Origin of the sequence: Micromonospora sp. RV43, assembly GCF_001029515.1 — a bacterium.
GTDB lineage: Bacteria > Actinomycetota > Actinomycetes > Mycobacteriales > Micromonosporaceae > Micromonospora > Micromonospora aurantiaca.
On the sequence record NZ_LEKG01000035.1, the window covers coordinates 1 to 12407 of the forward strand.

Genomic DNA, 12407 nt, shown 5'->3' on the forward strand with positions numbered 1-12407 from the left:
GCGGGAGGTGGGCCGCGTTATGGGCGGGTCAGGTCCTTGGCCAGGAGTTCGGCTATCTGGGCCGTGTTGAGGGCGGCGCCCTTGCGGAGGTTGTCGCCCGTCACGAAGAGGTCCAGAGCGCGGGGGTCGTCCACCGCGCGGCGGATCCGGCCCACCCACGAGGGGTCGGTGCCGACGGCGTCGATCGGCATCGGGAACTCCCCTGCGGCCGGGTCGTCGACCAGGATCACGCCCGGCGCGTTGCGCAGCACCTCACGGGCGCCCTCGGCGTCCACCTCGGTGGCGAAGACCGCGTGCACGGCGACCGAGTGGCCGGTCACCACCGGCACCCGTACGCAGGTGGCGGACACCTTGAGGTCGGGCAGCCCGAGGATCTTGCGCGACTCGTTGCGCAGCTTCATCTCCTCGGAGGACCAGCCGCCGTCGGCGAGCGAGCCCGCCCACGGTACGACGTTCAGCGCCAGCGGGGCCGGGAACGGACCCAGCTCGTCGCCGACTGCCTGTCGCACGTCACCGGCGCGGGAACCGAGCACCCGGTCGCCGGCGATCTTGCCGAGCTGGAGGTGCAGCGCGTCCACGCCGGCCTGGCCCGCCCCGGAGACCGCCTGGTACGACGCGAGCACCAGCTCGCGCAGCCCGTACTCGCGGTGCAGCGGCGCGACCGCCACGATCATCGCCAGCGTGGTGCAGTTGGCGTTGGCGATGATGCCCTTGGGCCGGTTGCGTACCTGCTCGGGGTTGATCTCGGGGACCACCAGCGGGACGTCGCGGTCCATCCGGAACGCGCCGGAGTTGTCCACCACCACCGCGCCGCGCGCGGCGGCGACCGGGGCCCACTCCGCGGAGACGTCGTCCGGCACGTCGAACATCGCCACGTCGACGCCGTCGAGCGCGTCGGCGGTGAGCGCCTGGACGGTCAGCTCCTCGCCCCGGCACTGCACGCGCCGACCGGCCGACCGCTCGGAGGCGAGCAGCCGGATCTCGCCCCACACGTTGCGCCGGGAGGAGAGGATCTGGCACATCACCGTACCGACGGCACCTGTCGCCCCGACCACGGCGAGGGTGGGCAGCGACGCCATGGCGCGTTACCGCCCGGTGCCGGCGTAGACGACGGCCTCGGTGTCACCACCCAGCTCGAAGGCGTCGTGGATGGCGCGGACCGCCTTGTCGAGGTCGGTGTCGCGGCAGACCACGGAGACCCGGATCTCCGACGTGGAGATCATCTCGATGTTCACGCCGGCCGCGCCGAGGGCGGCGAAGAAGCCGGCGGCCACGCCCGGGTGCGAGCGCATGCCCGCGCCGATGAGGGAGACCTTGCCGACGTGGTCGTCGTACAGCAGGCCCTTGAACTTGACCGACTCCTGGATCTTGCTGAGCGCGGTCATCGCGGTCGGGCCGTCGGCCTTGGGCAGCGTGAACGAGATGTCCGTGCGGCCGGTGCCCTCGGTGGACACGTTCTGCACGATCATGTCGATGTTGATCTCCGCGCCGGCCACGGTGTCGAAGATCGACGCGGCGGCGCCCGGCTCGTCGGGCACGCCGACGATCGTGATCTTCGCTTCGCTGCGGTCGTGGGCGACCCCGGTGATCAGTGCCTGTTCCACAGGAAGGTCCTCCATCGATCCGGTGACCATCGTGCCGGTGTTGGTCGAGTATGACGAACGGACGTGGATCGGCAAGCCCGCGCGCCGCGCGTACTCGACGCTGCGCAGGTGCAGCACCTTCGCGCCGCAGGCGGCCAGTTCCAGCATCTCCTCGTACGTGATCTGCTTGATGTGCCGGGCGTTCGGCACGATGCGCGGGTCGGCGGTGAAGATGCCGTCCACGTCGGTGTAGATCTCGCAGACGTCCGCCTCCAGCGCGGCGGCGAGCGCCACGGCAGTGGTGTCCGAACCGCCCCGCCCGAGCGTGGTGACGTCCTTGGTGTCCTGCGAGACGCCCTGGAAACCGGCGACGATGACCACCGCGCCCTCGTCCAGCGCGCCCTTGAGCCGCCCCGGGGTCACGTCGATGATCCGGGCCCGGCCGTGCACCGAGGTGGTGATCACGCCGGCCTGCGAACCGGTGAACGAGCGTGCCTCGTACCCCAGGTTGTGGATGGCCATGGCCAGCAGCGCCATGGAGATCCGCTCCCCGGCGGTGAGCAGCATGTCCAGCTCACGGCCCGGCGGCAGCGGGCTGACCTGGTTGGCCAGGTCGAGCAGCTCGTCGGTGGTGTCGCCCATGGCGGACACCACCACCACCACGTCGTCGCCGGCCTTGCGCGCGGCCACGATGCGCTCGGCCACCCGCTTGATCCGCTCGGCGTTGGCGACGGAGGACCCGCCGTACTTCTGCACCACGAGTGCCACGACGGTGCACTCCCTCCCAGCGACGACCCTGAGCGTGCCGACGCCGCCGGGTCTCTCGGTCCGGCGGCGCGTGTCAGACCGCCTCAGCCTATCGGGCGGGCCGCGAGGCCGGGTCGGGTGATCCCACCATCCGGCCCCGCCGTGGGGCGGCTCACCAGCCCGGAAGTACGCGACACGCCAAGCGGTACAGCCGTACGGTGGGCTGACCTGGACCCTCCCCACGACGCAGAATGAGCCGGTGCACGCTCATCGACGTGCGGCCCGCCGGCTGACCGGCGTGCTCGCGCTCACCCTGCCGGTACTGCTGGCCGCCTGCGACGGCGGCCACCCCGAGGCGGCGCCCACCGGCACCGCCGACCCGGTCCCGGTGCAGGTCGACGCCGCCCGCGAGGAACTGGCCGGACTGGCCGCCGCGGCGCAGGACCGGCACCTCACCGCCACGTACGCGTTCGCGCCCGCCGAGGGCACGCCCCGCACGGTGGCCTTCACCAGCGCCAACGACGGCAGCTGGCGGGTCGACGTCCCCGGCTGGGGGCACGCCGGCACGGTGGACGTCTCGCTCGCCGGCACGTCCGACGGGCTGTTCCAGTGCGCGCTGCCCTCGGCCGGCTGGGCGCAGGCGGCGACCTGCGTCCGCCTCGGCGACGCCGACGACGCGGTGCCGCGCCGGCTCGACCCCCGCGTGCAGCACCCGTTCACCGACTGGCTGGAGGTGCTCACCGACCGGCGCGCGCCGCTCGCGGTGTCCCCCGCCGAGCCGCTGCCCGGCGCCACCGGCCCCTGCTACACGGTCGACAGCACCTCGGCATCGCTCAACGCCCCGCTGGACGTGGGCATCTACTGCTTCCGGCAGGACGGCACACCGGCGGCGGTACGGGCCGGATTCGGCACCCTGACGCTGACCGGCGAGCCCGGCGCCGCGCCGGGCACCGTCGAGCTGGCCGGTGCGGTGACCGACGGCGAGCCGGTGGAACGGGACGCCCCGAGTCCGGGGACCCCGTAGCCGGCCCCGATCCGGTGACTCTGATCCCATAGTCCGGACGAGCCTTCCCACTGCACGTCCCACCACGTAGGGTGACCGTGTCATGTGGCGCGCGTACCTTCTCCTTGGCTGCCGCGACGAGGCCTGACCGGCCGGCACCTCGTCGCGGAGTCGCTACGCGCCGTCCAGCACATCCGATCTTCTTCTCGGCACCGCCGCGCACCGTCGCCCGGCAGCCCGCCGACACCTTTCCGATCTGCTGACGCCACATGTTCCAGGGAGCACTCCGAGATGGCTCAACCTGTCACCGAAACCGATCCGTTCGCCCGCCAGCGCCCCAGCCGGATGCCGGTCCACCGCTACGTTCCGTACGACAGCGAGTTCGGCATCGACCTGCCGGACCGCGCCTGGCCCACCCGCCGCGTCGAGGCCGCGCCCCGCTGGTGCGCAGTCGACCTCCGCGACGGCAACCAGGCCCTGATCGACCCGATGTCGCCCGAGCGTAAGCGGCGGATGTTCCAGCTCCTGGTGCAGATGGGCTACAAGGAGATCGAGGTCGGCTTCCCGTCGGCGAGCCAGACCGACTACGACTTCGTACGGCAGCTGATCGAGCAGGACCTGATCCCCGAGGACGTCACCATCCAGGTGCTGACCCAGTGCCGGGAGCACCTGATCGAGCGGACCTTCGAGTCGCTGCGCGGCGCGCACAGGGCCATCGTGCACTTCTACAACTCCACCTCGACGCTGCAGCGCCGGGTGGTCTTCGGCCTGGACCGCGACGGCATCACCGACATCGCCACCCAGGGCGCGCGGCTGTGCCAGAAGTACGCGGAGATCCACACCCCGGACACCGAGATCCACTACGAGTACTCGCCGGAGTCCTACACGGGCACCGAGCTGGAGTACGCGCTGGAGGTCTGCTCGGCGGTGATCGACGTGATCGACCCGACGCCGGACCGCAAGCTGATCATCAACCTGCCGGCCACCGTCGAGATGGCGATGCCGAACGTCTACGCCGACTCGATCGAGTGGATGCACCGGCGCCTGCCCCGGCGGGACAGCCTGGTGCTGAGCCTGCACCCGCACAACGACCGGGGCACCGGCGTGGCCGCCGCCGAGCTGGGCCTGCTGGCCGGTGCCGACCGGATCGAGGGCTGCCTGTTCGGCAACGGCGAGCGCACCGGCAACGTCGACCTGGTGACGCTGGGCCTGAACATGTTCTCCCAGGGTATCGACCCGATGATCGACTTCTCGAACATCGACGAGATCAAGCGCGCGGTCGAGTACTGCAACCAGCTGCCGGTGCACGAGCGCCACCCGTACGCGGGCGACCTGGTCTACACCGCGTTCTCCGGCTCGCACCAGGACGCGATCAACAAGGGCTTCGCCGCGCTGAACGCCGACGCGGCGGCGGCCGGGGTGCCCGTGGACGACTTCACCTGGGCGGTGCCCTACCTGCCGATCGACCCGAAGGACCTGGGCCGCACCTACGAGGCGGTCATCCGGGTCAACTCGCAGTCCGGCAAGGGCGGCGTCGCGTACATCATGAAGACCGAGCACCAGCTCGACCTGCCGCGCCGCCTCCAGATCGAGTTCTCCGGCGTGGTGCAGCAGGTCACCGACCACGACGGCGGCGAGGTCGAGCCGGGCGCGATGTGGGAGATCTTCGCCCGCAACTACCTGGTCGACCACCAGGTCGACCCGGCCGTGAAGCTGGCCGAGTACACGATCGGCACCGTCGACGGCAAGGTCGAGATCGACGCCCGCGTCGGCTTCGGCGGCGAGACCCGCCAGCTCACCGCTGTCGGCAACGGCCCGATCGACGCGTACGTCAACGCGTTGCAGTCCCTGGGCGTGGCGGTACGCGTGCTCGACTACCACGAGCACGCGCTGTCCTCCGGTGGGGACGCGCAGGCCGCCGCGTACGTGGAGTGCGAGGTGGACGGCCGTACGGTGTGGGGCGTCGGGGTGGACGCCAACATCGTCACCGCCTCGATCAAGGCGGTCACGAGCGCGGTGAACCGCACCCGCGCCTGAGGTGCTTGAGGTGTAAGGAAGGGCCCCTTCTTAACGCATTCTGCATAGGAGGGGGCCCTTCTTAACGCCCGCGCCCGAATGGCCCGAGTGTTAACAAGGGGCCCTTCCTCTACCGGAGGCGTTAAGAAGGGGCCCTTCCTTCCCCCCGCCGGGGGCGGTGGATCAGCACGGCGGCGAGCACCGCACCGGCGAGCAGCAGCCCGGCGCACCACGCCAACGCCCCCCGGTACGCGTCGGCCAGTGCGCCCTTCTGCTCGTACCCGGTGCCGGAGAGCCCGACCAGCAGCGGCAGCGCGGCCACCGCGAGCAGGCCGCCGGCCCGGGAGGCGGCGTTGTTGAAGCCGCTCGCCACCCCGGCGAAGCGGTCCGAGACCGCGCCGAGCACCGACGTGGTCAGCGGCGCCACCACGAGCGTGAGCCCGGCGCCGAACAGCGTCACGCCCGGCAGCACGTCCACCCAGTACGACGCGCCCGGCCCGACCCGGCGCAACAGCAGCAGACCCGCCGCGGCGATCACCGGGCCGACGGTGAGCGGCAGCCGGGGGCCGATGCGGGCCGACAGCGCGCCCGCGCGCGGCGAGCCGACCAGCAGCAGCACCGTCATCGGCACCGTGGCCAGGCCGGTGAGCAGCGCCGACCAGCCGACCACGTTCTGCAGGTAGACGGCGAGGAAGAAGGTGAACCCGCCGAGCGCCGCGTACACGACGACTGTGAAGACGTTCAGCACGGAGAACAGCCGGCTGGAGAACAGCCCGGTGGGCAGCATCGCGGTGTCGCCGCGCCGCCGCTCGACCAGCACGAAGACCACCACGGCGACCACCCCGAGCACCGCCGCGACCAGCACCGCCGGGGAGTCCAGGCCGCGCGCCGGGGCGTCGATGAGCGCGTACGTGACACCGCCGAGCGCGAGCGCGCCGAGCAGCGCGCCCGCCACGTCGAACCGCCGCCGCCCGCCCCCGGTACGCGAGACCTCCTCGTCCCGGCTCTCCGGCACCCAGCGCAGCGCGGCGAGCACCACGCCGACGGCCAGCGGCAGGTTGACGAAGAAGATCCACCGCCAGGAGAGCGTGTCGATCAGCCAGCCGCCGAGCAGCGGACCGAGCGCGGTGGACACACCGGACAGCCCGGACCAGGTGCCGATGGCCCGGCCCCGGTCGTCCGGGTGGAAGCTGGCCTGGAGCACGGACAGCGACCCGGGGGTGAGCAGCGCCCCGCCCGCGCCCTGGAGGAACCGGGCGGCGACGAGCCAGCCGGTGTCCTGGGCCAGCCCGCAGAGCACCGACGCCACAGCGAACCAGACCACGCCGAGCAGGAAGACGCGCCGCCTGCCGAACCGGTCCCCGAGCGCGCCGCCGAGCAGCACGAACGCGGCGAGCATGAGCAGGTAGCCGTTCACGGTCCACTGGAGACCGGCGACTGTGGCGTCCAGTTCGGCGCCGAGCCGCGGCAGCGCGACGTTGACGACAGTGCTGTCCAGGAACACCATGCCGGAGGCGAGGATCGCGGCGAGCAGCGTGCCGCGTCCGGCGGCGGAGCCGGTACGCAGCGCGGGAGCGGGTGCGGTCACGTCTCACCACTCTGCCCGCCGCCCACCGTCGACGCCACGAATCGCGGAAACCGCCGCCGGGTACTGTGCGGACTCGCCCGGAGCACGCAAGCTGGAGAGGTGTCGTCTGTGCGTACGAGATCAGGAGCCCGAGCCGGGCTGGCGGCCGCGCTGAGCGCGGTGCTCGCCCTCGGCGTGGCCGGCTGCGACGTGTCGGTCACCGAGCCGGAGGCGCCGCCCAGTGCCACCGGGAACGTCAACAAGCAGCTCGGTGAGCTGACAGTGGCCACCGCCGGGTCGATGAAGGGCTACAGCCGCTCCCGCTTCCCGCACTGGCGGGACACCGGCAAGAACTGCGACGTCCGCGACAGCGTGCTGCAACGCGACGGCGAGGGCATCAAGCTGTCCGGCTGCAACGTGGTGGGCGGGCGGTGGGAGAGCGTCTACGACGGTGTGGTGCTCAACGATCCGTCGGACGTGGACATCGACCACACCGTTCCGCTGGCCGCCGCGTGGCGTTCGGGCGCGGACGAGTGGGACGACTCGAAGCGCGGCGACTTCGCCAACGACCTGACGCGGCCGCAGCTCATCGCGGTTTCGGCGCGGTCCAACCGGGCAAAGGGTGACCAGGATCCGTCCCAGTGGAAGCCGCCGAACCGGTCGTCCTGGTGTCAGTACGCGGCGGACTGGGTGACGGTCAAGCACTACTGGCGGCTGACTGTGACAAGTGCCGAGAAGGCCGCTCTCACCGACATGCTGGAGGGCTGCACATGGGCGAGCAAACCGTGACCGGGCCGGACGCCACACCGGCGCCGGAGGCAGACGCCGCACCGGCCCCGGAGTCCGCACCGGCGGGTCCGGCCTCGGCCGGGATGACGGCGGACGGCCGGCAGCCGGCGTCCGCGGACGTCGCCGGGGCGGGCATGACCGCCGACGCGGTGCCGGGCGCACCGGCCGGGGGCGCACCGGGCGGACCGGCGGACCGCACCTCGGACATCACCGCAGGTCCGGGCGGGGTCATGACCGACGAGGTGGGCGTGGTGACCGGCGAGTTGACGCTGCGCACCGAGCACGCCGACGGCCGGGTGACGCTGCGGGTGCAGTACAAGGACGCCGACGAGTGGTACGCGGTCACCGGCGGTTCCGCGCCGCTGGCCGACCCGGCCGCGCTCGACGCCGTGCACACGATCGCGGTGGGCCTGCTCAACCGCCCCGAGGGCTGACCGACGACAAGGCGCGCCCCCACCCGGCCCGGGTGGGGGCGCGCTTCGTCGTGTCAGACGTACGATCCGGGCTCGCTGGGCGCGGAGACCACGCCCGGCTCCTCGCCCTCCCCCTCCGGCCGGGTGATCTTTGCGGTCACCTCGTGCGGGCGCAGCTCACCGGCGGCGATCTTCTCGGCCCAGTGGCAGGCCACCCGGCTGGCGCCGATCTGGCGCAGCTCCGGCCGCTCGTCGGCGCAGCGGGTCGGCTGCGCCCACGGGCAGCGGGTGTGGAACCGGCAGCCCGACGGCGGGTTGGCCGGCGACGGCAGGTCGCCGGCGAGGAGGATGCGCTCGCGCCGGTCCTCCACGTCCGGGTCCGGCACCGGCACCGCCGACATCAGCGCCCGGGTGTACGGGTGCAGCGGCTCGGTGTAGAGCCGGTCGCTCGGCGCCTCCTCCACCAGCGCGCCCAGGTACATCACGCCGACGATGTCGGAGATGTGCCGCACCACGGCCAGGTCGTGCGCGATGACCAGGTAGGTCAGGCCGAGGCTGTCCTGGAGTTCGTCGAGCAGGTTCACCACCTGCGCCTGGATCGAGACGTCCAGCGCGGAGACGGGCTCGTCGGCGACGATCAGCTCCGGGCCGAGGACCAGCGCGCGGGCGATGCCGATGCGCTGGCGCTGGCCGCCGGAGAACTCGTGCGGGTAGCGGGACAGCGCCCACTTCGGCAGGCCGACCGCGTCGAGCGTCTCGCCGATGATCCGCCGCCGGTCGTCCCGGTTCGCGCCGATGCCGTGGGTCTGGAGGCCCTCGGTCAGGATCGACTCGACGTTCTGCCGGGGGTCCAGGCTGGACATCGGGTCCTGGAAGATCATCTGCATCCGGCGGCGCATCGCGCGCAGTTTGCCGGCGGGGAGCGTGGTCAGCTCGACGCCGTCGAACTTCACCTCGCCGCTGGTCGGCGGGTTGAGCTGGAGCAGCGCCCGGCCGAGCGTGGACTTGCCGCAGCCCGACTCGCCCACCAGCCCGTACGTCTTGCCGCGCGGGATGCTCAGGTCGACCCCGTCGACCGCCTTGACGTGCCCGACCGTGCGGTCGAAGATCACGCCCCGGCGGATCGGGAAGTGCACCTTCAGATCGCGGACCTCGACGAGGATGTCGTCGTCGCTCATGGGGTCTCCTCCTCGCGCGGAGCCGGTCCGAAGCCGGGCACGGCGGGCGGGTCGGCCGGCTCGGCCTGGGCCGGCACCGAACCCGGTTCGGCGGTCGTCGGCGCGGTCGTGCGGGCGTCCGCCTCCGGGGTCAGGCCGGGGACCGGCACCGGGTTGACGCAGCGGTAGCTGCGCGCGTCGTGGGTCAGCACCAGCTCCGGCGGCTCGCCCACACACGCGTCGACGCGGCGGGCGCAGCGCGGGGCGAACGCGCAGCCGTCCGGCCAGGGCAGCACGTCGCGCACCGAGCCGGGGATGGGGTTCAGCCGTTCGCCGCGGCCGGCGTCCAGGCGCGGCACCGAACCGAGCAACCCCTCGGTGTACGGGTGCCGGGGCTGGCGGAACAGCGGACGACGGGTGGCCGTCTCCACCACCCGGCCGGCGTAGAGCACGTTGATGGTGTCGCACATGCCGGCCACCACGCCGAGGTCGTGAGTGATCATCACCAGTGCGGTGCCGGAGTCCCGGACCAGGTCCTTGAGCAGCTCCAGGATCTGCGCCTGGATGGTGACGTCGAGCGCGGTGGTCGGCTCGTCGGCGATCAGCAGCCGGGGCTGGCAGGCGACCGCCATGGCGATCAGCGCCCGCTGCCGCATGCCGCCGGAGAGCTGGTGCGGGTACTCCTTGAGCCGCCGCCGCGGGTCCGGGATGCCCACCCGGTCGAGCAGGGCGGCCGCCTCCTTGGTGGCCGCCTCGCCCTTCATGCCCCGGTGCCGGGCCAGCACCTCGGTCACCTGGAGCCCGATCGGGATGACCGGGTTCAGCGAGGACAGCGGGTCCTGGAAGATCATCGCCACGTCCCGGCCGCGGATGTCGCGGCGGGACCGGTCGTCGAGCTGGAGCAGGTCGGTGCCGTCGAAGACCGCCTTGCCGCCCACGCGCAGGCCCGGCTGCTTGGGCAGCAGGCCCATGATGGCCAGCGACGTGACGCTCTTGCCGCAGCCGGACTCGCCGACCAGGCCGACCACCTCGCCGGCGTCGACCGAGAAGGACACCCCGTCCACCGCGTGCACGGTGCGCTGCCCACGACGGGCGAACGTGACGGAGAGGTCGTCCACTTCGAGCAGTGCCATGACTGACTGACCTACTTCCGCAGCTTTGGATCGAGGGCCTCGCGCATCGCCTCACCGAGCAGGGTGAACCCGAGCGCGGTGATGATGATGCCGAGCGCCGGATAGATCGCCAGGCCGGGCCGGATGCCCAGGTACGGCTGCGCGTCGGCGAGCATGACGCCCCACTCCGGGATGGCCGAGTCGGGGTTGCCGAGACCGAGGAAGGACAGCGCGGCCGCCTCGATGATCGCGGTGGCCAGCGTCAGCGTGGCCTGCACGATGACCGGGGCGATCGAGTTCGGCACCACGTGGGTGAGGGCGATCCTGGAGCGCTTCACGCCGAGCGACGTCGCGGCCAGCACGTAGTCGCTGTTGGCCTGCGCGATCATCGAGCCGCGCAGCAGCCGGGCGAAGATCGGCACGGACACCACACCGACGGCGATCATCACGGTGGTGAGGCTGGCGCCGAGCAGCGCCGCGATGCTCACCGCGAGCAGCAGGCTCGGCATGGCCAGCAGCATGTCGATGAAGCGCATCAGGGTGGTGTCGATCCAGCGGCCCCAGCGCCCGCCGAGCCCGGCCGCGGCACCGGCGACGCCGCCGATCAGCGCGCCGACCGCGAGGCCGATCAGGGTTGAGACCACGCCGACGAGCAGCGTCTGCCGGGCGCCGACGATGAGCCGGCTGAACTCGTCCCGGCCCTGGTGGTCGAAGCCGAGCCAGTGGTCGGCGGAGACGCCCGGGATGATGCCCTGGCCGGACTTGACCAGTCCTTCGCGGATGCCGATGGAGTCCGTCGGGCTGTACGGGACGAGGAACGGCCCGATGACGGCGACCAGGACGAAGACCGCCAGGATGATGACGCCGATGACGGCCGCCGGGTTGCGCCGCAGCCGGCGGAACGCCTCCTTCCAGAGGCTCACCCCCTGCTCGTCGTCGCGGGCGGCCAGCTCGGCGAGCCGGTCGATCTTCTCGCGCTTCTTGCCAGTGGTGATGGTCATCGCACCCTCACCCTCGGGTCGATCACGCTGTAGGAGAGGTCGACCAGGAGATTCACCAGCACGTACACCACCGCAATGATCATGATGAAGCCCATCAGCACCGGGTAGTCGCGTTGGCTGATCGACTCGGCGACGAACGCGCCGATGCCGCTGAACGCGAACACGGTCTCGGTGAGCACCGCGCCGGAGAGCAGGAGACCGGTCTGGAGACCGATCGAGGTGGCCACCGGGAGCATGGCGTTACGCAGCACGTGCCGGCGGCGTACGGTCCGCTCGGTCAGGCCCTTGGCCTCGGCGGTCCGGACGAAGTCCTCGTTGAGCACCTCCAGCACGCTGGCCCGGGTGATCCGGACGATGATCGCGAGCGGGATGCTGGCGAGCGCGATGCCCGGCAGCACGAGGTGCCAGAGCGCGTCGGCGGCGGCGTCCCACTCGCGGGTCATGAGCCCGTCGAGGACGAAGAAGTTGGTGACCCGGGTCGCCCCGATGGTCGGGTCCTGCCGGCCGCTGGAGGGGAACCAGCCCAGGTTCTCCGCGAAGATCGCCTTGAGCACGTAGGCCAGGAAGAAGACCGGGATGCAGATGCCGATGAGCGATCCGCCGACCGAGGCGTGGTCGAGGAACCGGCCCCGGCGGCGGGCGGCCAGGTAGCCGAGCGGGATGCCGATGCCGACCGCGAGGATCATGGCCATCACGGTCAGCTCGACGGTGCCGGGGAACCGCTCCACGAACTCCGTGGTGACGGCCCGCTTCGTACCGGTCGAGGTGCCCAGGTCGAGCCGGATCATCCGCCGCAGGAAGCGGGCGTACTGGACCAGGATCGGCTCGTCGAGGCCGAGGTTGCGCCGGATGGCGGCGCGCGTCTCGGGCGTGCCCCGTTCTCCGAGGATCGCGGTCTCGGGCCCGCCGGGAAGTCGGTGGAGCCAGATGAACAGCAGGACGGAGAGCCCGAACAGCGTGGGTATCAGCTGTAGCAGGCGTCTGATGATGAACCGGAACACGGGCGCCTCGGAGGGTGT

At 71.9% G+C, this 12407-nt stretch carries 11 protein-coding genes; 4 read left to right on the plus strand and 7 right to left on the minus strand.

What is annotated here, in order from left to right; genetic code table 11:
• Nucleotides 1–17 precede the first annotated feature (17 nt).
• Nucleotides 18–1079 (minus strand): aspartate-semialdehyde dehydrogenase, encoded by a 1062-nt coding sequence (locus ABD52_RS11490; protein ID WP_013289038.1) that lies wholly within the window; start codon nucleotides 1077–1079, stop codon nucleotides 18–20.
• Nucleotides 1080–1085: 6 nt separating this feature from the next.
• Nucleotides 1086–2351: an aspartate kinase gene (locus ABD52_RS11495; protein ID WP_013289039.1), complete on the minus strand. Its 1266-nt coding sequence runs from the start codon at nucleotides 2349–2351 to the stop codon at nucleotides 1086–1088.
• A 238-nt stretch (nucleotides 2352–2589) separates the two neighbouring features.
• On the opposite strand from ABD52_RS11495, the gene ABD52_RS11500 reads away from it, so the two are divergent.
• Both ABD52_RS11500 and leuA read left to right on the plus strand, forming a co-directional pair.
• Nucleotides 2590–3354: a hypothetical protein gene (locus tag ABD52_RS11500; protein WP_235437440.1), complete on the plus strand. Its 765-nt coding sequence runs from the start codon at nucleotides 2590–2592 to the stop codon at nucleotides 3352–3354.
• A gap of 270 nt (nucleotides 3355–3624) precedes the next feature.
• Complete coding sequence (gene leuA, locus ABD52_RS11505; protein ID WP_047891796.1) at nucleotides 3625–5370, plus strand: 2-isopropylmalate synthase; 1746 nt, start codon at nucleotides 3625–3627, stop codon at nucleotides 5368–5370.
• A 121-nt stretch (nucleotides 5371–5491) separates the two neighbouring features.
• Here leuA and ABD52_RS11510 read toward each other — a convergent pair whose 3' ends face one another.
• The gene (locus tag ABD52_RS11510) at nucleotides 5492–6937 is read right to left on the minus strand and encodes an MFS transporter (RefSeq protein WP_047891797.1); all 1446 of its coding nucleotides are present in this window, start codon (nucleotides 6935–6937) and stop codon (nucleotides 5492–5494) included.
• A gap of 108 nt (nucleotides 6938–7045) precedes the next feature.
• Between ABD52_RS11510 and ABD52_RS11515 the strand changes: the two genes are divergently transcribed.
• Together ABD52_RS11515 and ABD52_RS11520 are read left to right on the plus strand one after the other, a co-directional pair.
• Nucleotides 7046–7705, plus strand: a complete 660-nt coding sequence (locus ABD52_RS11515; RefSeq protein WP_013289043.1) for an HNH endonuclease family protein — start codon at nucleotides 7046–7048, stop codon at nucleotides 7703–7705.
• Nucleotides 7687–8139: a hypothetical protein gene (locus ABD52_RS11520; protein ID WP_013289044.1), complete on the plus strand. Its 453-nt coding sequence runs from the start codon at nucleotides 7687–7689 to the stop codon at nucleotides 8137–8139. Before ABD52_RS11515 ends, ABD52_RS11520 begins: the two co-directional genes overlap by 19 nt.
• A 53-nt stretch (nucleotides 8140–8192) precedes the next feature.
• Here the strand turns inward: ABD52_RS11520 and ABD52_RS11525 are convergent, their stop codons facing one another.
• Genes ABD52_RS11525 through ABD52_RS11540 form a run of 4 tightly spaced genes read right to left on the minus strand, consistent with a single transcriptional unit; the run spans nucleotide 8193 to nucleotide 12389 of the window.
• Nucleotides 8193–9296 (minus strand): ABC transporter ATP-binding protein, encoded by a 1104-nt coding sequence (locus ABD52_RS11525; RefSeq protein WP_047891798.1) that lies wholly within the window; start codon nucleotides 9294–9296, stop codon nucleotides 8193–8195.
• Nucleotides 9293–10408, minus strand: a complete 1116-nt coding sequence (locus ABD52_RS11530; protein ID WP_013289046.1) for an ABC transporter ATP-binding protein — start codon at nucleotides 10406–10408, stop codon at nucleotides 9293–9295. Before ABD52_RS11530 ends, ABD52_RS11525 begins: the two co-directional genes overlap by 4 nt.
• An 11-nt stretch (nucleotides 10409–10419) precedes the next feature.
• Complete coding sequence (locus ABD52_RS11535) at nucleotides 10420–11388, minus strand: ABC transporter permease (protein ID WP_013289047.1); 969 nt, start codon at nucleotides 11386–11388, stop codon at nucleotides 10420–10422.
• Nucleotides 11385–12389 (minus strand): ABC transporter permease, encoded by a 1005-nt coding sequence (locus ABD52_RS11540; protein ID WP_013289048.1) that lies wholly within the window; start codon nucleotides 12387–12389, stop codon nucleotides 11385–11387. Before ABD52_RS11540 ends, ABD52_RS11535 begins: the two co-directional genes overlap by 4 nt.
• Nucleotides 12390–12407: the final 18 nt, after the last annotated feature.

Excerpts from the sequence above, each read along its gene's own strand:
- ABD52_RS11535 (WP_013289047.1), bottom strand. The coding sequence starts at position 11,388 with ATGACCATCACCACTGGCAAGAAGCGCGAGAAGATCGACCGGCTCGCC.
- ABD52_RS11525 (WP_047891798.1), bottom strand. The coding sequence starts at position 9,296 with ATGAGCGACGACGACATCCTCGTCGAGGTCCGCGATCTGAAGGTGCAC.
- ABD52_RS11520 (WP_013289044.1), top strand. The coding sequence starts at position 7,687 with ATGGGCGAGCAAACCGTGACCGGGCCGGACGCCACACCGGCGCCGGAG.
- ABD52_RS11490 (WP_013289038.1), bottom strand. The coding sequence starts at position 1,079 with ATGGCGTCGCTGCCCACCCTCGCCGTGGTCGGGGCGACAGGTGCCGTC.
- leuA (WP_047891796.1), top strand. The coding sequence starts at position 3,625 with ATGGCTCAACCTGTCACCGAAACCGATCCGTTCGCCCGCCAGCGCCCC.
- ABD52_RS11530 (WP_013289046.1), bottom strand. The coding sequence starts at position 10,408 with ATGGCACTGCTCGAAGTGGACGACCTCTCCGTCACGTTCGCCCGTCGT.